Genomic DNA, 20,827 nt, shown 5'->3' with positions numbered 1-20,827 from the left:
TGGCGTGGGTTTTATTTGAACGGGTCAGTCGTGTTTGCGCTTGTGTTTGCTGCCACTGGCCATGTCATTGGCAATGGCGCCACCTGCTGCGCCGCCCAGGCCTGCGCCTACGGTTGAGCCGGTAGTACCGCCCAGTTTGCCGCCGATCAGCGAGCCGCCTGCTGATCCGAGGCCGCCACCGAGTGCTGCGGAGGTCTTGTGACCTTTGGGTGCGGAGATCGCGCCGCCTGCTGCGCCGCCGACACCGGCACCCAATGCTGCACCGGTGCTGCCGCCCATTTTCTGGCCGACGACGTTACCCAGTGCGCCGCCGATGCCCCCGCCGAGTGCGGCGTTGAGATCGCCACCGGCCATGGCGCTTTGGGCAGCCAGAAGCCCGAGGGCGAGGGTAAGGGCAGAAAGTGTTGTACGCATGTTACTAACCTCAAAAAAAGACGATGCAAGGGTGGGGGGCGGCAGGCTGCTGGAGCCTGTCCGGTGGATCAGTCTCGGCGAGACAGGGCTTTGTTTTTTTCCAGCAGAATCCGTGACGCCTCGTTGTAGTCGGCCAGGAATACAGGGCCTTCCATCCATACAACGGCGGCGTCTTCGTCTTCGTCGTAGAACATCGCCCGGTACGCGATGAGCAGGCTCATCAGGAAGTCGGTGGCGTCTTCTTCTTCCTCTTCGGCAATGACCAGTTCCAGCACCGGGTATTGAAGAAAGACCACGCACATTGCCAATTGGCTAATCGCTTCGGCGGCCTTCATGGCCTGGAACAGGTCGTCGAAGTCGGCCGGATCGAAGCCGTTTTCAAGGATGTCCTTGAAGTCGAACGTGCTCAGGTCAATGTCGACGTCATCGAAAGGCTGGTTGATCAGGGGTGACGCGAGGACGGGATGGACGACGCTCTGCGCAGGCTTGCCCGCGCGGTTCTGCCTGGCCTTGGTCTTCGCCCGTTTGGCGCGTTTCTGCTGTTTGTCTGACGAGGCCATGGGCTTGGGTCCTTTTGCAGGCAGGGGAGTCATTGGGGGCTATTGAAGCGCATCCCTTTTTAATAGCCAAGGTGCCGGCGTCGACCTCTGTGCCATCGACCTGTAAATGGCGCCCAATAAAAAACCCCTGAATCTTTCGATGCAGGGGTTTTTCGGTATTTATGGTGCCCAGAGACGGAATCGAACCGCCGACACGGGGATTTTCAATCCCCTGCTCTACCGACTGAGCTATCTGGGCAACGGGGCGCATTAGACTTGTTTTTCGGGGGGTCGTCAAGCGTGTTGTTAAAAAAATTTCAGTTATTACCGTCGCTTACGACCCTTACCTGCTGGAAACGCTTATTTCTCGGGGGGAACGTAGCCTTCGGCCTGGGCGTATTCTTCGCCGGACAGGTACTTGTCCATCTCGCCCTGGATGAATTTGCGGTCGTCGATGTTCATCATGTTCAGGCGACGTTCGTTGATCAGTAGCGTCTGGTGCTTCTGCCAGTCGCCCCAGGCTTTGAGTGAGACGTGGTTGAAGATGTCTTCGCCTTTGGCACCTGGGTACGGAGGGCGCTCAAGGCCTGGCAGTTCTTCTTTGTACTTGCGGCACATCACGGTGCGGGTCATGACAACTCTCCTGCGTTCAATACGTCGGCTGCGCGTTTCAGCAGCTTCTTCACCGGGGCAGCAAGGCCCAGGCGCGGCGGGGTGGCGAGGTTATACCAGAGCCAGTCGGCCTCGGCCACGTGGTGGCTGGACTCTTCGACCTGTACCAGCCACGGTTCGATGCTCAGCTGGAAGTGGCTGAAGGTGTGGATCAGGCCTGGCAGTTCGTGGTGTTTGCCCAGTTCCAGCGCATGTTGATTCGCCAGATGTTCCAGATCGCTGAAGTGATCCAGCTCCGGCAGGCTCCACAAGCCGCCCCAGAGCCCCGTGGACGGGCGCCGGTAAAGCAGAATGGCGCCGTCGCGGTTGGCGAGCATCGGCATCAGCGTGCGCCTCTGGGGGATGGTTTTACGCGGTTTGGGAATCGGGTAGCGCGTCTCCAGTCCGAGCAGGTGCGCTTCACAGCCTTTTTCCAGTGGGCAGAGCAGGCAGCTCGGTTTGCTCCGGGTGCACAGGGTCGCGCCCAGGTCCATCATCGCCTGGGTGTAGTGATTGACCCGTGACTGCGGGGTAAAGCACTCGGCCGTGGCCCACAGCTGTTTGGCGACCTTCGGCTCGCCGGGGTAGCCCTCCTGGGCGGTGTAGCGCGCCAGAACGCGTTTGACGTTGCCGTCGAGGATCGGCGCACGCAAGCCCATGCTCAGACTGGCGATGGCTCCGGCGGTAGAAAGACCGATCCCCGGCAGTTCTGTGAGCTTTTCGACATCGCGGGGAAACTCGCCGCCGTGGTCTGCCACGACGATTTTTGCGGTTTTCTGCAAGTTGCGTGCGCGGGTGTAGTAGCCCAGCCCGGTCCACAGGTGCAGTACTTCGTCCTCCGGCGCATCGGCCAGGGCCTGGACCGTCGGCAGTGCGTCCATGAACCGGTCAAAGTAATTGAGCACGGTGCTGACTTGAGTCTGCTGCAGCATGATCTCCGAAACCCACACCCGGTACGGCGTGATGCCCTGTTGCCAAGGCAAGTCATGCCGACCGTGACGCTCATACCATTCCAGTACGGCCGCTGAAAATTGCTCGGGTTTCATCGATTGAGCAGACCTTTGAGGGCGTCTTTGAGTTGTGGGCTGACTTTGTCGCCGAGCTTGTCGTCGATTTTCTGCTGGAGCTTGTCGCCGGCCAGTTTCGCCGCGACTTGACCCAGTTTTTCGTTGTCCAGGCGGCAGGCTTTGGCGCCCAGTTCCAGAGGACCACGGCAGCGCACGGGCCATTCGATACCGGCATAACGCTCGTTGACCTGACACGCCGGGTCGGGCATCTCGCTCTTGTCGCCTTCGATGATGATGGCGATGCGGTAATCCATGCCCAGGACGCGCAGGTCTACGTCACCATCGCCTTTGACCGTGAGCCCCGGAATACCGACTTTGAGGTCCGGGTTGCTGGCGACACCGTTACGAAAGACCAGATTGCCGTTGAGCTGCTGGAACGGGGTGTCCTTGCCGCGCGGTTCGCTGTCGAGGGTTTTGCGGTTGAGCTTGGCGATGCCCTGGCAAAGCTGTTGTTCCAGGTTGGCGTTGACCAGCACGCCGTCGTTGAGCATGAAACTGGCGGTGCCGTTGAGCCCGTCGATCAGGACTTTTTCGCTGTTGCCTTTGCTGGTCAGGGCGCTGTTCAAGGTCAGCAGGCCTTTGACCGGCGGCGTTTGGTCCTTGCTCTGGATGAAGCGTTCGACCGGCACTTTGGCGATGCGGGTTTGCACGCTCATCAGCGGGATGTCCGGGCGCACGTCGAGGTTGCCTTTGACTTCGAAGTTGCCGTTGTAGAGATCGCCACGCAGGCTTTCAAGGGTGATCTGTCCGGCGAGGCCCTGGGTTTTGAGTACGGCATTCTGGATCGGTAGCTTGTTGAGGGTCAGCGTGCCGAAATTGAGATCAGCCTGGACATCGAGTTTGCGCATGCGCTCCAGCGGCAGTAGCTGGGTGTTGCTCCATGCGCCTTGCGTCGGCGCGTTCGGCAGAGGGGTCGTGCCGCCACTCGCTGCAAAGGCCTGGTTTTGGGTGCTTTCAACTTCGGATTTACGTGCTGCACCGGCGCTTTTGGCGGCTTCGGACTTGCCTGGGCGATAGCGGTCAGCGTCGAAGGTGTCGCCCTTGAGCTGGACGCGCAGCGCCTGTTTGGCGAAGTCGTCGACGGCGAGGCGTCCGGTGAAGGTGCTGTCGTCGACTTTCAGGTTGAGGTCTTCGAAGGCCACGCTGGTCGGGCTGCCGGTGAGGCGGCTTACCATTTCGAACTTGCTCAGGCTGCCAGTGGCCATCTCCGGTACCGGCTGACCGATGCCTTCGAGGAAGTCGTGCAGGTTGAACTGCGCGATGGACAGGCCGCCACTGAGTTGCGGTGTCTTGTCCATGTCACGAACATGCAGCTCGCCCAAGGCGCGCAGTTGGTTGGCCGAGAGCTTCAAGCCGTTCCACTCCGCGACGTTGGCGGCCAGATCCATCAGCAGTTGGCCTTGTGCGGCGAAGGTCAGGGTTTTCCCCTCCAGCGGTTCGCCCGATGCTTCGCCGGACAGGCGCATGTCTTCGAATTGGTAGCGTTTGAGCACACGATCGAAGCGCAGTTGCCCGGCCAGTTCGGTCTTGGCGCGGATTACTGGCTGGTTCGTACTGAAGAACGCGGTGAGTTTGACCGGGATGTTGGTCCCTTCATGCACTGCGCCGGTGCTCAGTTGAATGCTTTCGGCGCTGAATTGCCGACCATTCTTGGCATCGTTGAAGTCGATGCGCGCGTTGTTGACGGTCAGGCTGTCGATGTCCAGCTTGATCGGCTGCGAGGTTTTTTCCGGCGTTGCTGTCGCGACCTGACCGGCTGCGCCTGGTTCAGCTGGGGGCGGCGTTGCGGGCTGTGCCGGACGCCCAATGTCCTCCCAGTTGCCATGGCCATTTTCGTCGCGGTTCAGCGTCAGGTTGAGGCCTTCGACGCGGACATCGCTCATCTGCACTTCGCGGCGCAATAACGGCAGGACGCGCACGGAGAGCCCGAGCATCTGCAGGTCGGCAAAGGGTTTGGTGGGGGCGGTCAGGGTCGCCACGCTGGCGTCGTGCAACTCCAGGCCAAGCCAGGGGAACAGGCTCCAGCCGATGTCGCCGTTGAGTGTCAGCTCCAGGTGGGCCTTGTCGCGTGCCAGCTGGCGAATCTCGTCTTTATAGTCGTTGGGATCAAACAGATGGCTCAGGGCAAAGCCCAGAGCCACGATGATCAGCAACAGCCCGAGAATAACCAGACCCAGGATTTTGCCGAACGCTTTCATGGGCGAGTCCTTGTAATTGAATCATTCAAAATTTAGCCCGCGAGTATAGCCTCCACAAACAACAACCGGGCTGCCGATGCCTCCGGGTGTGACTTACCCCTGGTTCAGGGCCTGTTGCGTGTCCAGTTGCAAATCGAGTTTAGCCGCCAGCGCCTGAGCCTCCAGTTGTCCGACTGGCGCCAGCAGGCGCAGTTCACACCCCGCCTCATGAGCCATTCTTTGCGCCTCGACCAGCAAGCGTTCGGCCACACCCCGGCGCCGGGTGAGTTTGCGTACGCACAGCTGCGACAATTGCCAGACGTTGGCCTGGCGTTGCACGCGAGCGGCACCCAGCAGGCGGTCATTGAACCGTGCAGCCAGCAAGCTGCCATTGCTCAGACCGGCGGTGATCAACGCCTGGCTATCGCCAAACGGTGCAAGCAGCCACTCCGGTGCGTCGCGGTAAATCTTCTGCAGATCTTCTTGATCCTGGTAAGAGGCTGAATGTACGGACTCAATGACGATGGGCATTACGTTTCCTCGATCAACCGTGCGTGGTGTAGAGCGTAGTGGCATTAGGGCCAGACAGCGCGAATAAAGGTGATAGCAGATAGCCTTCGATATTGACTGCGATGGTAACCTCCCGTCCCTCGTCAGTCCTCCTGCGTCCTTTTGTCACGTCCGGGGGATCTCTGCCGATAAAAGAAGCGTCGCCTGCGTGCATGGAAGGTTGTGGGTAGAACACGTAATTGCCTTGCGAGCTACATTCGATTCGGGGAAATAATAATGAGCACACACGTTACGCTGAGCGGCATTGTCGCGCAGCCTGCGTTCTTGTCCAAAGAACGCATCATCGCCAAGCCCGGTTTCAACCGTTGGCTGGTACCCCCAGCAGCATTGGCCATCCATCTGTGCATCGGCATGGCCTACGGTTTTTCGGTGTTCTGGTTGCCGCTGTCCAAAGCCATTGGCATGGCCGCGCCAGTGGCTTGCGCGCCGAACATGAGCTTCCTGGCCCAAGTGTTTGCATCGGATTGCGACTGGCCGATCTCGATGCTGAGCTGGATTTTCACCCTGTTTTTCATCTTCCTGGGCTGTTCCGCGGCCATCTGGGGCGGTTGGCTGGAGCATTCCGGTCCGCGTAAGGCAGGCGTCGTTTCGGCGGTGTGCTGGTGTGGCGGGCTGGTGATTTCTGCGTTTGGCATTTACACCCACCAGATCTGGCTGATGTGGCTGGGCTCCGGTGTGATCGGCGGTATCGGCCTGGGGTTGGGCTATATCTCGCCCGTCTCGACGCTGATCAAGTGGTTCCCGGACAAGCGCGGCATGGCGACCGGCATGGCAATCATGGGTTTCGGTGGCGGGGCAATGGTCGGCGCACCGCTGGCCGCAGCCTTGATGGGCCATTTTGCTTCGCCCGCAGGTGCTGGCGTGTGGCAGAGCTTCCTGGTGATGGCGGCGATCTATTTTGTCTTCATGATCGGTGGTGCCCTGGGTTACCGCGTGCCACCGACCGGCTGGAAACCCAAGGGTTGGACTGCTCCGGAAAAGAAAGCCAGCAACGCGATGATTACTCACCGCCATGTGCACGTCAGCGTGGCGTGGAAAACCCCTCAGTTCGTTCTGGTGTGGCTGGTGCTGTGCCTGAACGTGTCGGCGGGCATCGGTATCCTCGGCATGGCCTCGCCCCTGCTGCAGGAAGTGTTCGCCGGTAAATTGCTCGGCAATGGGTTGGCGTATGGCCAACTGGACGCCGTTCAACTGGGGCAGATCGCTGCCATCGCTGCCGGTTTTACCGGTTTGCTGAGCCTGTTCAACATCGGTGGACGCTTCTTCTGGGCGACCTTTTCCGATTACATCGGCCGTAAAGCCACGTACTTCGTGTTCTTCTTTCTGGGCTTTTTGCTCTACGCGTCAGTGCCCTCGTTGAGTCACGTGGGCAGCATTGCGCTGTTTGTGGCCGCGTTCTGCGTGGTTCTGTCGATGTACGGCGGTGGTTTTGCGACTGTTCCGGCTTATCTGGCGGATCTGTTTGGTACGCAAATGGTCGGCGCGATTCATGGTCGCCTGCTGACCGCCTGGGCTGCCGCTGGCGTACTGGGGCCGGTGTTGGTCACCTACTTGCGTGAGTATCAGTTGAGCATCGGCGTTGCACGCGCTGACGCCTACGACATCACCCTGTACATCCTCGCGGGCCTGCTGGTGCTGGGCTTTATCTGCAACCTGCTGATTCGTCCGGTGGCCGACAAGCATTTCATGACTGACGAGGAGTTGGCTGTCGAGCAATCCTACGGTCACGATGTCGGCGCGGATCACACCACCGTCCTGGAGTGGGCAGCGTCGCCTGCCAGCAAGCCTCTGGTCGTCGCGGCCTGGTTGGCGGTAGGCATTCCGCTGGCGTGGGGCGTGTGGGTCACCCTGCAAAAAACGGCTGTATTGTTTCACTGACAGCCGACTGTAAACGCGCGCTCACAGGGCTGAATGCTACCTGTGAGCGCGCTTTGATCGGGTGCATCCGACCGGTTGCACCCGTGATATTCCTTTCCCTGCTTCTGTTTGCTTCATGCCAGCCGGTTCTGGGCCTATAATGCTCGCCTTTTTCGCCCAATGATTTTGCGGAGTTGGTGATGGCCGAACGTAAGGCGTCCGTCGAGCGCGACACTCTGGAAACCCAGATCAAAGCCTCGATCAACCTGGATGGCACCGGAAAGGCCCGATTCGATATCGGTGTTCCCTTCCTTGAGCACATGCTCGACCAGATCGCCCGACACGGGCTGATCGACCTGGATATCGAATGCAAAGGCGACCTCGCTATTGACGACCACCACACGGTGGAAGACGTCGGTATCACCTTGGGTCAGGCCTTTAGCAAGGCGATTGGCGACAAGAAAGGCATTCGTCGTTACGGTCACGCTTACGTGCCGCTCGATGAAGCACTGTCGCGCGTGGTCATCGACTTCTCCGGCCGCCCTGGCTTGCAGATGCACGTGCCGTATACCCGCGCCACCGTGGGCGGCTTCGATGTGGACTTGTTCCAGGAATTCTTCCAGGGCTTCGTCAATCACGCCAACGTCACTCTGCACATCGACAATCTGCGTGGGCACAACACCCACCACCAGATCGAGACCGTGTTCAAAGCCTTTGGTCGTGCCCTGCGCATGGCGATAGAGCTTGATGACCGTATGGCCGGGCAGATGCCTTCGACCAAGGGCGTGCTCTGATGCAGACGGTCGCGGTTATCGATTACGGCATGGGCAACCTGCACTCGGTTGCCAAGGCACTGGAACATGTCGGCGCCGGCCGGGTGCTGATTACCAGCGATGCCACGGTGATTCGCGAGGCTGACCGGGTGGTATTCCCCGGCGTCGGCGCGATCCGCGATTGCATGGCGGAAATTCGTCGCCTGGGCTTCGATGAGCTGGTGCGTGAAGTCAGTCAGGATCGGCCATTCCTCGGCATCTGCGTCGGCATGCAAGCCTTGCTTGATCGCAGTGAAGAGAACGGCGGCGTTGATTGCATCGGTCTGTTTCCAGGCCAGGTGCGTTTCTTCGGCAAGGACCTGCATGAAGACGGCGAGCACCTGAAAGTGCCGCACATGGGCTGGAATGAAGTGTCTCAGTCGGTGAATCATCCGCTGTGGCATGACATCCCGGACATGGCGCGTTTCTATTTTGTGCACAGCTACTACATCGATGCCGCCAACCAGCGGCAAGTCGTTGGGCGCGGGCACTATGGCGTCGATTTCGCTGCCGCGCTGGCTGACGGTTCGCGGTTTGCCGTGCAGTTCCACCCGGAGAAGAGCCATACCCATGGCCTGCAACTGTTGCAGAACTTCGCCGCCTGGGATGGTCGCTGGTAATGAGCAAGAAGACCAAGCCGCCGATCTTGACCCTCACGCCCGAACAGGAACGTGAGGCGAATCACAAGATAAAGCGCTTCATGGAGGAGCGCTTCGAGCTGGATCTTGGTTCGTTCGAGGCAGGTGAAATCCTCGAACTGTTTACCCGCGAAATTGCTCCGCATTATTACAACAGGGCGATTTTCGATGTGCAGACGCACCTCAAAGAGAGGTTCGAGAGCATCGAAAGCGACGTGTGGGCGCTCGAGAAAAACTGATTTCCGAGCGATGCTGAACTACTGAATTTGAAGGTTTTCCAGATGCTGATTATCCCCGCTATCGATCTTAAAGACGGTGCCTGTGTGCGTCTGCGCCAAGGCCGCATGGAAGACTCCACGGTGTTCTCCGATGACCCGGTGAGCATGGCTGCAAAGTGGGTAGAAGGTGGTTGCCGTCGTTTGCATCTGGTCGATTTGAACGGCGCGTTCGAAGGCCAGCCAGTCAACGGCGAGGTGGTGACTGCAATCGCCAAGCGCTACCCGCAGTTGCCGATCCAGATTGGCGGCGGCATTCGCTCTCTGGAAACCATCGAGCATTACATCAAGGCTGGCGTCAGCTACGTGATCATCGGCACCAAGGCGGTCAAAGAGCCTGAGTTCGTTGCCGAGGCCTGCCGAGCGTTCCCCGGCAAAGTCATCGTCGGTCTGGATGCCAAAGACGGCTTCGTCGCCACCGACGGCTGGGCTGAAATCAGCACCATTCAGGTGATCGATCTGGCCAAGCGCTTTGAAGCGGACGGCGTGGCTGCCATTGTTTATACCGACATCGCCAAAGACGGCATGATGCAGGGCTGCAACGTAACCTTCACGGCGGCGCTGGCTGCGGCGACGCGGATTCCGGTGATCGCTTCGGGCGGCATCCATAATCTGGGCGATATCAAGACCCTGCTCAACGCCAGAGCCCCCGGCATCATCGGTGCAATCACCGGTCGGGCGATCTACGAAGGCACACTCGACGTGGCAGAGGCGCAAGCCTTCTGCGACAGCTACCAAGGCTAAGGAGCAACTCATGGCGCTGGCGAAACGCATCATCCCTTGCCTCGATGTCGACAACGGTCGAGTGGTCAAAGGCGTCAAGTTCGAAAACATCCGCGACGCCGGTGACCCGGTTGAAATTGCCCGTCTTTACGATGAGCAGGGCGCGGACGAAATCACTTTTCTCGACATCACCGCCAGCGTCGACGGGCGTGATACCACGCTGCACACCGTTGAACGCATGGCCAGTCAGGTGTTCATTCCGTTGACCGTCGGCGGCGGCGTGCGCACCGTGCAGGATATCCGCAACCTGCTGAATGCCGGTGCAGACAAGGTCTCGATCAACACGGCTGCGGTGTTCAACCCGGATTTCGTCGGCGAAGCGGCCGCGCACTTCGGTTCGCAATGCATCGTGGTTGCCATCGACGCCAAAAAAGTCTCTTTGCCGGGCGAAACGCCGCGTTGGGAAATCTTCACTCACGGCGGGCGCAAGCCAACGGGCCTGGATGCCGTGCTGTGGGCGAAGAAGATGGAAGACCTCGGTGCCGGTGAGATCCTGCTGACCAGCATGGATCAGGACGGCATGAAAAACGGTTTCGACCTGGGTGTGACGCGGGCGATCAGCGACGCGCTGGGTATTCCGGTGATCGCGTCTGGCGGTGTCGGCAATCTGGAGCATCTGGCCGCTGGCGTACTGGAAGGGCACGCCAGCGCGGTGTTGGCAGCGAGCATCTTTCACTTCGGGGAATACACTATTCCGGAAGCAAAAGCCTATATGGCCAAGCGCGGTATCGTGGTCCGCTAAGCCAGCCGGCTGATGTCCACTGGACATCAGCCGTGACGCACTGCACTCTGGGCGTTGCCAAGGATAGGGGTGATGCACGTGTTGAAACGTCTTCTTGTTGCGTTCGTAAGTGCTGGTGCTTTGCTGGCAGGTCTCGCCCACGGTGAGGCCGCCCCGGCTCAAGGCGCCTCCGGTGGGGATCCCTCCGCCTATTCAGTGGTCTTGCTGACCGAAAATTTCCCGCCTTACAACATGGCGGTCGACGGCAAGAACTTCGCTCCCGAAGACAGGATCAAGGGCATTGCCGCAGAGATTCTGCGCGAGACCTTCAAGCGCGCGGGGGTTGGCTACAGCATGACCCTGCGCTTCCCGTGGGACCGTATCTACAAGCTTGCGATGGTAAAACCCGGTTACGGCGTGTTCGTTACCGCGCGCCTGCCCGAGCGTGAAAAGCTCTTCAAGTGGGTTGGCCCCATCGGCCCGGACGACTGGGTCATGCTCGCTCGCGCCGACAGCCCGATTGAGCTGACGACACTGCCGCAAGCGAAGCAGTACCGGATCGGCGCCTACAAGGGTGACGCGATTGCCGAGCAGCTAACCGCCGAGGGCATGAATCCGATCGTGGTGTTGCGCGATCAGGACAACGCGAAGAAGCTGGTCGACGGGCAGATTGACCTGTGGGCCACGGGTGATCCTGCGGGCCGCTATCTGGCTCGTCAGGAAGGCGTTACCGGTCTCAAAACCGTGCTGCGCTTCAACAGCGCCGAGTTGTTCCTGGCACTGAACAAAGACGTCCCCGATGAAATCGTTGCCAAACTGCAGAAAGCGCTGGATCAGATGCGCGCCGAAGGGCTGATTGGCGAGATTTTCGGGCGCTATTTGTAACGGCCGCTATCGCGACGGGCCAGGTGCGCTATCAGCGATAGATCCCATTCTTGCCGTGCGCGGCCGTCGCCTGATTGCCACGCACGCTGATCATCCGCCGCAGGTCGATCCATTTGATGCCTTGCGCTTTCAGGCGTGGCAGCTCGCGTTCCAGGACGTCGAGGGTCATCGGGTAGGGGTGACCAATCATCACCACTGAACCTTGTTTGTGCGCCAGTTTGATTGCCGCCTCGAACTGAGCGGTGATGGCTGCGGTTGTGCGTTCATCGTCGAGAAAAATATCCCGCGAAAGACTGGCCAGACCGATGCGTTGCGCCTCGGCGGCGGCCACGGTGTTGGCGCTGGTGCGGCTGTCGAGCAGAAACAGATGACGGCGTTGCAGCTCAGCCACCAGCCACGTCATGGCCTGTGGCTCGGCGGTCATGCGGCTGCCCATATGGTTGTTGATCCCCACCGCGTAAGGCACGGCAAGGAGCGCTGCATTCAGGCGTTTTTCCAGTTCGGCAAGCGGGAGTTCGGGATGCCAGGCGAAGGGCCCGGTCGCCGGGTCCATGGGCATGTGCAGGATGACCGTTTTGCCCGCGCGATGGGCCTCGCGAGCAAAATCGGCAGCGTGGGGTGTATCCGGCATGACGGCCAGCGTGACCGGGCCAGGAAGCGTCAGGGCCCGATGGTCGCGGACCGGATTCTGCCCAAGGTCATCGATGATCAGGCTGAGGTAGGCAACACTCGGTGGGCCGGGGGGCTTTTCAGGCTCAACCGGCGTTGCGTGGGCAACGCCGATCAGGCTGCATGAAAGCGTCAGTAGCAGCCATAAGCGCATGACACTAGTTGCCGCGGGTGACACTCAAGCCCTTAAGCAGGCTCAGTGCCTGGTTCAGCTGGAAGTCATCGTCCTGTGGTCGCGCTTTCTTCCCGGCCGATGCCTTGGTGGTCGGTTTGTCCGCGCCGCCATTGCCGTTACCCAGGTGACCCGCCAGATCGGCTTCCTTGTAGTTCTCGGAATCCACTTCGCTGGTCAATTTGCCGCGACGCACTTCGATGTCCGGCAAGATGCCTTGAGCCTGAATCGAGCGACCATTGGGCGTGTAATACAACGCGGTGGTGATTTTAATCGCGCGGTCATTGGCCAGTGGCAGGACGGTTTGCACCGAACCTTTACCGAAGCTTTCGGTGCCCATCAGTATGGCGCGCTTCTGATCCTGCAAAGCGCCCGCAACAATTTCAGCGGCTGAAGCACTGCCACCGTTGATCAAGACCACCAACGGTACACCTTCGCTGGCGTCGGCCGGGTCGGCGTAGAAGCGCAGTTCGGAGTTGGCGATACGGCCTTTGGTGTAAACGATCAGGCCCTTGGTCAAGAACTGGTCGGCCGCTTCCACGGCCGCTTGCAGCACGCCGCCGGGGTTGTTACGCAAGTCGAGGACCAGGCCGCTCATCTTCTTGCCGTTGTCTTTGCGCAGCTTGGCCAGGGCCTTGCTGACTTCTTCGCCGGTCTTCACCTGGAACTGAGTGATGCGGATATAGCCGTAGCCATTTTCCAGCATCTGCGACTTGACGCTCTTGACCTGGATGGTTGCCCGCGCCAGGGTCACGTCGAATGGGTTGCCGCCTTCGCGGATCAGGGTCAGGGTGATTTTTTCACCGATCTTGCCGCGCATCTTGTCGACCGCTTCCTGCATGGTCTGACCACGGGTCGGCGCGCCATTGATCTTGACGATCAGGTCGCCCGCCTCGATGCCAGCCTTGGAGGCGGGCGTGTCGTCGATAGGCGAGACCACTTTGATAAAGCCGTCTTCGATGCCGACTTCGATACCCAGCCCCCCGAACTCGCCGCTGGTGCTTTCCTGCAGCTCAAGGAAGTCTTCCGGGCCAAGGTAAGCGGAGTGCGGATCAAGGTTGCTGAGCATGCCTTTGATGGCGTTCTCCAGCAGCGTCTTGTCGTCTACGGGTTCGACATAGGCGGCTTTGACCCGATCCATGACCTCAGCGAAGGTGCGCAGCTCTTCGAGCGGCAACGGTGCCTTGGCGCCTGCCGAAGGGGCGGCGGCTGCGGGCTTGACGGCTTCGGCGGCTTGCGCCAGAGGAGCACCGATAACGATGGCAATAGCCAGGGCCAGCGAGGTGAGGCGGGACAAATGCAGCATGTCTAACGAACTCCTAAACCTAAAGTAGTGCTTACCCTTGAGCATGGCACCATTGCGCTGGATCACTTGGGCGACCCTGCTGACGAATAGCGAAATACAACGCCGGTGTGTCCTGGCCCCCACTGTTGCCTACAGTGGAAATAGCTTCGCCGGCTTTAACAATGTCGCCAGCGTCTTTGAGCAGACTCTGGTTGTGGCCGTACAAACTCAAAAAGCCGTTGCCGTGATCGAGAATGACCAGAAGCCCCGCACCGCGCAACCAGTCGGCGAACACCACGCGGCCGCCATGCACGGCATGCACCTGGCTGCCCGCTGCGGCGCTGATCATTACGCCATCCCACTTGGTACGAGCGTCATCGCCGCGGGTTTCACCGAAACGCGCCAACAGTCGACCATCGACAGGCCATGGAAGTTTGCCGCGTGCCTCGGCAAAAGGTCCGCCGTAGGAAACGCCAGCACTGGAAACCAGCACGCCAGGGGCTTTGACCGGGCGTTTTACCGGGGCCTCGTCATCGTCCTCAGCGCTTTTGCTGCTGCTGTTTTTCGCCAGGGCGCGGGCCTGCTCTTCACGCTGGCGCTGTTTTTCCGCTTCCTGCTGGGCGATCAAGGCTTTCTGTCGGGCTTCTTCAGCCTCGCGCGCCTGTCGGGCCAGGGTTTCTTCAATTGTTTTCAGGACATTGGCCAGATCGGCCTGTTCCTGTTGGCGAGTCTGCAGTTTCTGATCGCGGGCTTTCACGTCCTGGTTGAGCTTGGCCAGCGCCTGTTGGCGTTCCTGGCGAACCTTGTCCAGTTCTTCGCGCTGACTGTCGAGCGTGCTTCTTTGCACCAGTAACTGTGCCTGTTGCAGGTCGATGTCTTTTTCGACGTTGGCCAGCTGGCGCAGGGTTTCATTGAAACCGTGCAGTTGAGCGAGGCGCGCCTGACTCAAGTAATCGTAGTAGGTCAGGGTGCGCGCGAATTTTTCCGGATTCTGCTGATTGAGCAGCAGCTTGAGGTATTCCTCGCGGCCACTCTGATAAGCGGCTCGGGCCTGGATCGCGATCAATCGTTGTTGTTCAACGCGTGCGCTTTGGAGTTTTTTTTTCTCTTGGTCGAGCCGTTGCAGCTCGCTTTCAGTCTTTTTTTGTTCCTTTTGCAGGGCCTCCACCTGCTTTTCCAGCTTGCCCATCTCGGTTTCTGTGCCGCGCAGGTCTTTCTGCACGCCGGATTTTTCCTGCTGCAATTCACCGAGGCGCTTTTTCAGCTCGGTAACATCCTTGCGCGCAGCATCCAGCTGTTGTTGGGTTTGCGCGCGCTCATCGGCAAACGCCGGATTGAGCAAACACGTGAGAGCAAGGACGATCAGGGCGCGAAGCATGGGGCGGGCGACACCAAGGAAAGAGGATGAACAAAGCCTAGTATGCCCGCCGCGAGCCGCAAAAAAAACGCCTCAAGGCGACTGCTTTGAGGCGTTTCGGACAATTAACCGGCGATGTGGTTTTTAAACGTGCCGGTTTAGAGCCTTTTGCTGCTGTTTATCGGGGAACAAGGATCGAATGACCGGTCATCTCTTCCGGTTTTTCCAGGCCCATCAACAGCAACAGGGTCGGTGCGACATCGGCCAGCACCCCACCGTCACGGACTTTAAGGTCGCGTTTACCCACATAAATGAACGGCACGGGTTCGGTGGTATGGGCGGTGTGCGCTTGACCTGTGGATTCGTCCGACATTTGTTCGACGTTACCGTGGTCAGCGGTAATCAATGCTTCACCCCCGACCTTCTCCAGCGCCGTCACGATCCGGCCAACGCACACGTCCAGGCATTCCACTGCCTTGATCGCGGCGGCCATGATCCCGCTATGGCCGACCATGTCGCCGTTGGCGTAGTTGACCACGATCACGTCGAAGCGCTGGTTTTCAATGGCATCGACGATCTTGTCGGTGACTTCCGGCGCGCTCATTTCTGGCTGCAAGTCATACGTGGCGACCTGTGGAGACGGGATCAGGATGCGCTCTTCGCCAGGAAACGGTTCTTCGCGGCCGCCCGAGAAGAAGAAGGTGACGTGGGCGTATTTCTCGGTTTCGGCAATGCGCAGCTGGGTTTTGCCATTTTTCGCCAGGTATTCGCCGAGCACGTTATTCAGGCTGCCGGGGGCAAAGGCCGAGGGCGCCGGAATACTCGCTGCGTATTGGGTCAGCATGACGAAGTCAGCCAGTTTCGGCTGGCGTGCGCGCTCGAAGTCCTTGAAGTCATCTTCGACGAAAACCCGGGTCAGTTCGCGGGCGCGGTCGGAGCGGAAGTTCATGAAGATTACGGCGTCGCCGTCTTCGACCTTGACCTGCTCACCAATGCGGGTGGCTTTGACGAATTCATCGTTCTCGCCACGTTCGTAAGCGGCTTCAAGCCCGGCCTGGCTGTTCGCGGCCTGGAATTCGGATTGGCCGTCGACGATCAGGTTGTAGGCAGAGGCGACGCGGTCCCAGCGATTGTCGCGGTCCATGGCGAAGTAGCGGCCAATGATCGTGGCGATGCGGCCTTTGCCCAGGCGGGTGAACGTCGAGTCCAGCAGCGCCAGTGATGACGTGGCGCTGCGCGGCGGTGTATCGCGACCGTCGAGGAAGGCGTGCAGGTAGATTTTTTCAGCGCCGCGTTGGGCAGCCAACTCGGCCATGGCGACCAGATGGTCCTGATGGCTGTGTACACCACCGTCGGACAACAGACCCAGGATGTGCACGGCTTTGCCCGCACTGACGGCTTTGTCCACCGCGCCACAGAGGGTCGGATTCTCGAAGAACTCGCCGTCGCGGATCGCTTTGGTCACGCGGGTGAAGTCTTGATACACCACCCGGCCGGCGCCGAGGTTCATGTGCCCGACTTCAGAGTTGCCCATCTGGCCGTCCGGCAGGCCGACATCCATTCCTGAGCCTGAAATCAGGCCGTTGGGCCGGGTCGCGTACAAGTGGTCGAGGACCGGCATCTTTGCTGCATAAATGGCGTTGCCCTCGTGGCTCTCGCTGTGACCGAAGCCGTCCAGGATGATCAGGACCAAAGGTTTTGGTGTGGCAGTCATAAGAACCCACTCGTGGCTAGTGAAGTAACTTTAAAAAGATCGGCATTTTAAGGACAAGTTCAAACGGCGTCACTGCCTTACGGGCTTTGGCCGACCTTGGGTGCTGTGTATACTGGCCGACATTTTAACGCCCTGGAACCTACTGATGGTTGCTCACCTGATTGAATTTGCCACTAACCACTATTTGCTCACTGGCGCTTTCGTCGTTCTGTTGGCTCTGCTGATCGCATATGAGCTGAGCAAAGGCGGCCGCAGCCTCAGTACCCGTGAGCTGACGTCGCTGGTCAACAGCGATCAGGGCGTGGTTATCGATGTGCGTAACGCCAAGGATTTCGCGGCAGGCCATATCGTCGGCGCACTGAACTTCCCGCAGGACAAGGTGATCGCTCGTATCGCCGAGCTGGAAAAACACAAGGCCAAGACCCTGATCATTGTCGATGCCATGGGCCAGCACGCTGGCGCCACTGCGCGTGAATTGCTCAAGTCCGGCTTCACCGCAGCCAAGCTGTCGGGTGGTATTTCCTCCTGGCGCGCCGATAATCTCCCTTTGGTGAAATAAAATGGCTGATGTCATCGTCTATTCAAGCGACTGGTGCCCTTACTGCATGCGCGCCAAGCAGCTGCTGCAGAACAAAGGTGTGGCCTTCGAAGAAATCAAAGTCGATGGCCAGCCGCAAGTTCGTGCCGACATGACCAAGAAAGCCGGGCGCACGTCAGTCCCGCAAATCTGGATTGGCGCCTTGCATGTGGGCGGTTGCGATGACCTGTTTGCCCTGGAGCGCGCCGGTAAGCTGGATGCGCTGCTTCAGGCTTGAATCCGAAACCCTACAAGACCTTAAAAGTAAGAAGGATCTAAGATGACTGACCAACCGACCAACGGCGGTGTAGCAACCGAAGATGAAGCTCCGCAGTTTTCCCTGCAGCGCATCTACGTTCGTGACTTGTCGTTCGAAGCCCCGAAAAGCCCGGCGATTTTTCGCCAGGAATGGACTCCAAGCGTCAGCCTGGATCTGAACACCCGTCAAAAATCTCTGGAAGGCGACTTCCATGAAGTGGTCCTGACGTTGTCGGTCACCGTTAATAACGGCGACGAAGTAGCCTTCATCGTTGAAGTGCAGCAGGCCGGGATCTTCCTGATCAAGGGTCTGGACGCAGCCGCCATGAGCCACACGCTCGGCGCGTTCTGCCCGAACATCCTGTTCCCGTATGCTCGCGAAACGATCGACAGCCTTGTCGTGCGTGGTTCGTTCCCTGCGCTGATGCTGGCGCCGGTCAACTTCGACGCGTTGTACGCGCAAGAGCTGGCCCGTATGCAAGAGTCGGGTGAAGGCCAGACTGTGCAGTAAGCGAATACGCCAGGATTGAAAAAGCGCCTCTCGGGGCGCTTTTTTATGGCGCGTACTTAGGCAAAATCCAGCTGACGCCAGGCTTCGTACACGGCCACGGCCACGGTGTTGGACAGGTTCAGGCTGCGGCAGCCTTCACGCATTGGCAGGCGCAGGCGGTGATCGCTTGGCAGGGCGTCGAGTATGTCCGCTGGCAGGCCACGGCTTTCCGGGCCGAAAAGAAAGGCGTCGCCTTTTTCGAAGGCCGCCTGGTGGAAAGGGCGTGAGCCTTTTGTGGTAAAAGCGAACAGCCGTGGGTGCCCAAGGCTTTCCAGGCAGCTGGGCAGGTCGGCATGGCGATGCAGGGTGGCGTACTCGTGATAATCGAGTCCGGCCCGGCGCAGGCGCTTGTCGTCGAGTTCGAAGCCCAACGGCTCGATCAAATGCAGGGTGCAGCCGCTATTGGCGCACAGCCTGATGATGTTGCCGGTATTCGGCGGAATTTCTGGTTGAAAAAGGATGACGTGAAACATGCACGGCTCCGAACTGAAAGACGGGCTGCATTCTACTCCTGAAGAGGACCCGAGACCGAAGCTCTGGCCGCGAGTTCTTGGTTCTATGGCGATTGTCGGGGTCATGGTGGGTCTGATGATCGGCCGTTTGACCGCTCCCGACCCGCTGGAGTTGCAACAAATCGAGCCGCTGCCCAACGGGCTGGCAGTGTGGTTCAACGACGAGCCGCAGGTGCATGGCGAAGAGATCGATGGGGCGGTTGCATTGCTGTTCAACGTGCACGGCGTGGCGCAGCGAGGGGCGTTCAAGCTTAACGGGAAGGATGTTCGCTGGAGGGTACAACGCAGTGACAAGGGGTTGTTGCTGAACCTGCTGGCGGCCCGTCCATTGCACGGCGACTGGCGCGGTGCAAAGGTGGACGGGCGCTGGAGACTGGAGATCAGTCTCCGGGAGGAATAAAAGAGGGGAATCCCCGGCCTGCCTGTACCAAGGTCCCCAAAACTGGTGTTACTTAACCTATTTGCAGGCGGCGTGCCAGTTTGAGTGGAAAGGCTGGTTTTCGTTGTTCAGGCCTTTAAAACCGGGGTTTTTCGTGATTTTAGAATGAGGGTGCGGAAAGTTGCGGTCGGTTTCTTCATCGGTATTCCTGCACATAATTTGCGCATCCAGGCGCTGCAAGTTCCCAAAGTGATGCATTTCCCGCCCTTCGTGCATGAAGTCACGCAGTACTCCTGTCTTAAAGCGGCTTATCTCCTATGGGTTAGTGAGCCTGACCGTGCCATGGCACCAGTTTGCGTTGCAGGGCGCGCAGGCCCATTTCCATGGCGAAAGCGATCAGCGCGATCACCAGAATGCCCAGCACCACCACGTCGGTGACCAAAAACTGCGCGGCCGACTGGACCATAAAGCCCAAGCCACTGGTGGCGGCGATCAGTTCGGCAGCAACCAGCGTTGACCAGCCCACTCCCAGACCGATGCGCACGCCGGTCAAAATGTCCGGCAGGGCGCTGGGCAGGATCACATGACGAATCAGCTGCCAGCGCGTTGCCCCCAGCGATTGCGCGGCGCGGATTTTCGCCGGGTCTACGGTGCGCACGCCGGTAGCGGTGGCGATCGCAATCGGCGCAAAAATCGCCAGGTAGATCAACAACACTTTGGACAGCTCGCCAATGCCGCACCAAATCACGATCAATGGCAGATACGCCAGCGGTGGAATGGGCCGGTAGAACTCGATAAGCGGATCGAAGATGCCTCGGGCGATCCGGTTATGACCGATCGCGATGCCGATTGGAATGGCCGTCAGCACAGCGAAGCCCAGACCCAGGCCGATGCGTTGCAGGCTGGCGCCCAGATGCTGCCAGAGCGTGGAGTCCATGTAGCCCTTGGTTGCCAATAGCCAGCCTTTTTCCAGCACCGCCGACGGTGGCGGCAGGAACAAGGGTTCGATCCACTCGGCCGTCGTGACCGCCCACCAGATCGCCAGCAGGGTCACCAGGGTCAGAACGCTGATCCATCGGGTGCTCAGGCTGCGGCGCAGGGGGACGAGGGTGGAGGGGCTATTGCTGGCCTTTGCGAGGGCCGGTAATTCGTAGCGGCTCATGCGCGCTGCTCCCATGTCGGGATACTGCGTTGAGAAAAGACCCGGGACAGGACGTGCTCGCGGGTCTCGATAAATCGTGGGTCGGATTTGATTGCGCGCGCCGATTCACCCGCCGCGTAACGCTGACCGAAGTCCAGTTGCAGGCGCTCGACGATTTGCCCCTGATGGGGTGCCAGCAGGATCAAGTCGGTGGCGAGAAACACCGCTTCTTCAATGTCATGGGTGATCAGGAACACCGGTTTGGCGGTGCGTTGCCAGACTTGCAGGAGCAACTCCTGCATCTGCTCGCGGGTAAACGCATCAAGGGCGCCGAAGGGTTCGTCCATCAGCAATACTCGCGGGTCGGCGGCCAAGGCACGAGCCAGGCCAACGCGTTGCTTTTGCCCGCCGGACAGCTGCCAGACACGCCGCTGCTCGAACCCGGCGAGGTCCACCAGCGCCAGCATTTCCCGGGCTTTGGATTCACGTTGTGTGCGTGGCACTCCCGCCAGTTGCAGGCCGAAGGCAACGTTGGCCAGGACATTCTGCCAAGGCAGCAGGGCATCGTCCTGAAACACCACGCCGCGCTCGGCACTCGGGCCTTTGACGGCAACGCCATCAAGGGTAATGCGCCCGGTGCTGGGCTCGACGAAGCCGGCGATCAAATTCAACAGCGAAGTCTTGCCACTGCCGGACGGACCGAGTGCGACCAGCAACTGCTGCGGGCCCAGACTCAGGGAAATATCCGCCAGTACCGGCTCGACCGCGCCGGGGTACTGTGCGCTGATGCGCTCCAGCTCTAATAAGGCCATGACAAGAATCCC

General features: G+C 59.6%; 24 protein-coding genes and 1 tRNA gene. 11 read left to right on the top strand and 14 right to left on the bottom strand.

The annotated features are described in order from the left end of the window. Window positions 1-24: 24 nt before the first annotated feature. From AC1MEA_RS06165 to AC1MEA_RS06135, 7 genes are all read right to left on the bottom strand, one after another. On the bottom strand, window positions 25-414 hold the full coding sequence (locus AC1MEA_RS06165) for a bacteriocin (RefSeq protein ID WP_322177322.1): 390 nt from the start codon (window positions 412-414) through the stop codon (window positions 25-27). A gap of 68 nt (window positions 415-482) precedes the next feature. Further along, the gene (locus AC1MEA_RS06160; RefSeq protein ID WP_480917113.1) at window positions 483-974 is read right to left on the bottom strand and encodes a hypothetical protein; all 492 of its coding nucleotides are present in this window, start codon (window positions 972-974) and stop codon (window positions 483-485) included. 162 nt (window positions 975-1,136) lie between these two features. Then, window positions 1,137-1,212: transfer RNA gene (locus tag AC1MEA_RS06155), tRNA-Phe, on the bottom strand. A 101-nt stretch (window positions 1,213-1,313) separates the two neighbouring features. Continuing rightward, window positions 1,314-1,586 (bottom strand): oxidative damage protection protein, encoded by a 273-nt coding sequence (locus AC1MEA_RS06150; protein ID WP_219063674.1) that lies wholly within the window; start codon window positions 1,584-1,586, stop codon window positions 1,314-1,316. Then, window positions 1,583-2,650, bottom strand: a complete 1,068-nt coding sequence (gene mutY, locus AC1MEA_RS06145; protein ID WP_219063673.1) for an A/G-specific adenine glycosylase — start codon at window positions 2,648-2,650, stop codon at window positions 1,583-1,585. The genes AC1MEA_RS06150 and mutY overlap by 4 nt, the downstream gene beginning before the upstream one ends. Then, entirely contained in the window at window positions 2,647-4,869 is a 2,223-nt protein-coding gene (locus AC1MEA_RS06140; protein ID WP_480917112.1) for an AsmA family protein, read from the bottom strand. Before AC1MEA_RS06140 ends, mutY begins: the two co-directional genes overlap by 4 nt. A 93-nt stretch (window positions 4,870-4,962) precedes the next feature. Then, window positions 4,963-5,379: an acetyl-CoA sensor PanZ family protein gene (locus AC1MEA_RS06135; protein ID WP_219063671.1), complete on the bottom strand. Its 417-nt coding sequence runs from the start codon at window positions 5,377-5,379 to the stop codon at window positions 4,963-4,965. 255 nt (window positions 5,380-5,634) lie between these two features. On the opposite strand from AC1MEA_RS06135, the gene AC1MEA_RS06130 reads away from it, so the two are divergent. From AC1MEA_RS06130 to AC1MEA_RS06100, 7 genes are all read left to right on the top strand, one after another. Then, on the top strand, window positions 5,635-7,296 hold the full coding sequence (locus AC1MEA_RS06130; protein WP_480917111.1) for an OFA family MFS transporter: 1,662 nt from the start codon (window positions 5,635-5,637) through the stop codon (window positions 7,294-7,296). 179 nt (window positions 7,297-7,475) lie between these two features. Further along, window positions 7,476-8,069, top strand: a complete 594-nt coding sequence (gene hisB / locus AC1MEA_RS06125) for an imidazoleglycerol-phosphate dehydratase HisB (protein WP_219063669.1) — start codon at window positions 7,476-7,478, stop codon at window positions 8,067-8,069. Beyond that, window positions 8,069-8,707 (top strand): imidazole glycerol phosphate synthase subunit HisH, encoded by a 639-nt coding sequence (gene hisH, locus AC1MEA_RS06120; RefSeq protein ID WP_219063668.1) that lies wholly within the window; start codon window positions 8,069-8,071, stop codon window positions 8,705-8,707. The genes hisB and hisH overlap by 1 nt, the downstream gene beginning before the upstream one ends. Beyond that, window positions 8,707-8,964, top strand: a complete 258-nt coding sequence (locus AC1MEA_RS06115) for a DUF2164 domain-containing protein (protein WP_219063667.1) — start codon at window positions 8,707-8,709, stop codon at window positions 8,962-8,964. Before hisH ends, AC1MEA_RS06115 begins: the two co-directional genes overlap by 1 nt. A 42-nt stretch (window positions 8,965-9,006) precedes the next feature. Next, the gene (hisA, locus tag AC1MEA_RS06110) at window positions 9,007-9,744 is read left to right on the top strand and encodes a 1-(5-phosphoribosyl)-5-[(5-phosphoribosylamino)methylideneamino]imidazole-4-carboxamide isomerase (RefSeq protein WP_219063666.1); all 738 of its coding nucleotides are present in this window, start codon (window positions 9,007-9,009) and stop codon (window positions 9,742-9,744) included. Window positions 9,745-9,754: 10 nt separating this feature from the next. Beyond that, window positions 9,755-10,525: an imidazole glycerol phosphate synthase subunit HisF gene (gene hisF, locus AC1MEA_RS06105; protein ID WP_219063665.1), complete on the top strand. Its 771-nt coding sequence runs from the start codon at window positions 9,755-9,757 to the stop codon at window positions 10,523-10,525. Between the two features lie 78 nt (window positions 10,526-10,603). Further along, window positions 10,604-11,389, top strand: a complete 786-nt coding sequence (locus AC1MEA_RS06100) for a substrate-binding periplasmic protein (RefSeq protein ID WP_480918106.1) — start codon at window positions 10,604-10,606, stop codon at window positions 11,387-11,389. A gap of 31 nt (window positions 11,390-11,420) precedes the next feature. On the opposite strand, the gene AC1MEA_RS06095 is transcribed toward AC1MEA_RS06100, so the two are convergent. From AC1MEA_RS06095 to gpmI, 4 genes are all read right to left on the bottom strand, one after another. Beyond that, entirely contained in the window at window positions 11,421-12,212 is a 792-nt protein-coding gene (locus AC1MEA_RS06095) for a divergent polysaccharide deacetylase family protein (RefSeq protein WP_480917110.1), read from the bottom strand. Between the two features lie 4 nt (window positions 12,213-12,216). Then, window positions 12,217-13,536 carry a S41 family peptidase gene (locus AC1MEA_RS06090; RefSeq protein WP_449634426.1) on the bottom strand — a complete coding sequence of 440 codons (1,320 nt, stop codon included), beginning with the start codon at window positions 13,534-13,536 and terminating at the stop codon, window positions 12,217-12,219. A 31-nt stretch (window positions 13,537-13,567) separates the two neighbouring features. Further along, window positions 13,568-14,893: a murein hydrolase activator EnvC family protein gene (locus AC1MEA_RS06085; protein WP_480917109.1), complete on the bottom strand. Its 1,326-nt coding sequence runs from the start codon at window positions 14,891-14,893 to the stop codon at window positions 13,568-13,570. A 157-nt stretch (window positions 14,894-15,050) separates the two neighbouring features. Beyond that, window positions 15,051-16,586, bottom strand: coding sequence for a 2,3-bisphosphoglycerate-independent phosphoglycerate mutase (gene gpmI / locus AC1MEA_RS06080; protein ID WP_480917108.1), 1,536 nt, complete (start codon window positions 16,584-16,586; stop codon window positions 15,051-15,053). 145 nt (window positions 16,587-16,731) lie between these two features. Here gpmI and AC1MEA_RS06075 point away from each other — a divergent pair, with 145 nt between their 5' ends. The 3 genes from AC1MEA_RS06075 to secB are packed head-to-tail and all read left to right on the top strand — an operon-like array spanning window position 16,732 to window position 17,932. Then, on the top strand, window positions 16,732-17,145 hold the full coding sequence (locus tag AC1MEA_RS06075; RefSeq protein WP_219063659.1) for a rhodanese-like domain-containing protein: 414 nt from the start codon (window positions 16,732-16,734) through the stop codon (window positions 17,143-17,145). A 1-nt stretch (window position 17,146) separates the two neighbouring features. Beyond that, window positions 17,147-17,401 carry a glutaredoxin 3 gene (gene grxC, locus AC1MEA_RS06070; protein WP_219063658.1) on the top strand — a complete coding sequence of 85 codons (255 nt, stop codon included), beginning with the start codon at window positions 17,147-17,149 and terminating at the stop codon, window positions 17,399-17,401. 42 nt (window positions 17,402-17,443) lie between these two features. After that, window positions 17,444-17,932 carry a protein-export chaperone SecB gene (gene secB, locus AC1MEA_RS06065; RefSeq protein WP_219063657.1) on the top strand — a complete coding sequence of 163 codons (489 nt, stop codon included), beginning with the start codon at window positions 17,444-17,446 and terminating at the stop codon, window positions 17,930-17,932. A 56-nt stretch (window positions 17,933-17,988) separates the two neighbouring features. On the opposite strand, the gene trmL is transcribed toward secB, so the two are convergent. Continuing rightward, a complete protein-coding gene (gene trmL, locus AC1MEA_RS06060) occupies window positions 17,989-18,444 on the bottom strand; it encodes a tRNA (uridine(34)/cytosine(34)/5-carboxymethylaminomethyluridine(34)-2'-O)-methyltransferase TrmL (RefSeq protein WP_219063656.1) in 456 nt (151 codons plus the stop codon). Here trmL and AC1MEA_RS06055 point away from each other — a divergent pair. Continuing rightward, window positions 18,443-18,883 carry a hypothetical protein gene (locus AC1MEA_RS06055; RefSeq protein ID WP_449634423.1) on the top strand — a complete coding sequence of 147 codons (441 nt, stop codon included), beginning with the start codon at window positions 18,443-18,445 and terminating at the stop codon, window positions 18,881-18,883. The genes trmL and AC1MEA_RS06055 overlap by 2 nt on opposite strands. A 301-nt stretch (window positions 18,884-19,184) precedes the next feature. On the opposite strand, the gene tauC is transcribed toward AC1MEA_RS06055, so the two are convergent. Both tauC and tauB read right to left on the bottom strand, forming a co-directional pair. After that, window positions 19,185-20,024, bottom strand: a complete 840-nt coding sequence (gene tauC / locus AC1MEA_RS06050) for a taurine ABC transporter permease TauC (RefSeq protein WP_480917107.1) — start codon at window positions 20,022-20,024, stop codon at window positions 19,185-19,187. Further along, window positions 20,021-20,815 carry a taurine ABC transporter ATP-binding subunit gene (gene tauB / locus AC1MEA_RS06045; RefSeq protein WP_480917106.1) on the bottom strand — a complete coding sequence of 265 codons (795 nt, stop codon included), beginning with the start codon at window positions 20,813-20,815 and terminating at the stop codon, window positions 20,021-20,023. Before tauB ends, tauC begins: the two co-directional genes overlap by 4 nt. Between the last annotated feature and the right edge of the window lie 12 nt (window positions 20,816-20,827).

The sequence above is a fragment of the Pseudomonas sp. ASL8 genome (assembly GCF_056680355.1).
This window is presented reverse-complemented; position numbering and strand designations above follow the sequence as displayed.

Excerpts from the sequence above, each read along its gene's own strand:
- AC1MEA_RS06165 (WP_322177322.1), bottom strand. The coding sequence starts at position 414 with ATGCGTACAACACTTTCTGCCCTTACCCTCGCCCTCGGGCTTCTGGCT.
- AC1MEA_RS06160 (WP_480917113.1), bottom strand. The coding sequence starts at position 974 with ATGGCCTCGTCAGACAAACAGCAGAAACGCGCCAAACGGGCGAAGACC.
- AC1MEA_RS06150 (WP_219063674.1), bottom strand. The coding sequence starts at position 1,586 with ATGACCCGCACCGTGATGTGCCGCAAGTACAAAGAAGAACTGCCAGGC.
- mutY (WP_219063673.1), bottom strand. The coding sequence starts at position 2,650 with ATGAAACCCGAGCAATTTTCAGCGGCCGTACTGGAATGGTATGAGCGT.
- AC1MEA_RS06140 (WP_480917112.1), bottom strand. The coding sequence starts at position 4,869 with ATGAAAGCGTTCGGCAAAATCCTGGGTCTGGTTATTCTCGGGCTGTTG.
- AC1MEA_RS06135 (WP_219063671.1), bottom strand. The coding sequence starts at position 5,379 with ATGCCCATCGTCATTGAGTCCGTACATTCAGCCTCTTACCAGGATCAA.
- AC1MEA_RS06130 (WP_480917111.1), top strand. The coding sequence starts at position 5,635 with ATGAGCACACACGTTACGCTGAGCGGCATTGTCGCGCAGCCTGCGTTC.
- hisB (WP_219063669.1), top strand. The coding sequence starts at position 7,476 with ATGGCCGAACGTAAGGCGTCCGTCGAGCGCGACACTCTGGAAACCCAG.
- hisH (WP_219063668.1), top strand. The coding sequence starts at position 8,069 with ATGCAGACGGTCGCGGTTATCGATTACGGCATGGGCAACCTGCACTCG.
- AC1MEA_RS06115 (WP_219063667.1), top strand. The coding sequence starts at position 8,707 with ATGAGCAAGAAGACCAAGCCGCCGATCTTGACCCTCACGCCCGAACAG.
- hisA (WP_219063666.1), top strand. The coding sequence starts at position 9,007 with ATGCTGATTATCCCCGCTATCGATCTTAAAGACGGTGCCTGTGTGCGT.
- hisF (WP_219063665.1), top strand. The coding sequence starts at position 9,755 with ATGGCGCTGGCGAAACGCATCATCCCTTGCCTCGATGTCGACAACGGT.
- AC1MEA_RS06095 (WP_480917110.1), bottom strand. The coding sequence starts at position 12,212 with ATGCGCTTATGGCTGCTACTGACGCTTTCATGCAGCCTGATCGGCGTT.
- AC1MEA_RS06090 (WP_449634426.1), bottom strand. The coding sequence starts at position 13,536 with ATGCTGCATTTGTCCCGCCTCACCTCGCTGGCCCTGGCTATTGCCATC.
- AC1MEA_RS06085 (WP_480917109.1), bottom strand. The coding sequence starts at position 14,893 with ATGCTTCGCGCCCTGATCGTCCTTGCTCTCACGTGTTTGCTCAATCCG.
- gpmI (WP_480917108.1), bottom strand. The coding sequence starts at position 16,586 with ATGACTGCCACACCAAAACCTTTGGTCCTGATCATCCTGGACGGCTTC.
- AC1MEA_RS06075 (WP_219063659.1), top strand. The coding sequence starts at position 16,732 with ATGGTTGCTCACCTGATTGAATTTGCCACTAACCACTATTTGCTCACT.
- grxC (WP_219063658.1), top strand. The coding sequence starts at position 17,147 with ATGGCTGATGTCATCGTCTATTCAAGCGACTGGTGCCCTTACTGCATG.
- secB (WP_219063657.1), top strand. The coding sequence starts at position 17,444 with ATGACTGACCAACCGACCAACGGCGGTGTAGCAACCGAAGATGAAGCT.
- AC1MEA_RS06055 (WP_449634423.1), top strand. The coding sequence starts at position 18,443 with ATGCACGGCTCCGAACTGAAAGACGGGCTGCATTCTACTCCTGAAGAG.
- trmL (WP_219063656.1), bottom strand. The coding sequence starts at position 18,444 with ATGTTTCACGTCATCCTTTTTCAACCAGAAATTCCGCCGAATACCGGC.
- tauC (WP_480917107.1), bottom strand. The coding sequence starts at position 20,024 with ATGAGCCGCTACGAATTACCGGCCCTCGCAAAGGCCAGCAATAGCCCC.
- tauB (WP_480917106.1), bottom strand. The coding sequence starts at position 20,815 with ATGGCCTTATTAGAGCTGGAGCGCATCAGCGCACAGTACCCCGGCGCG.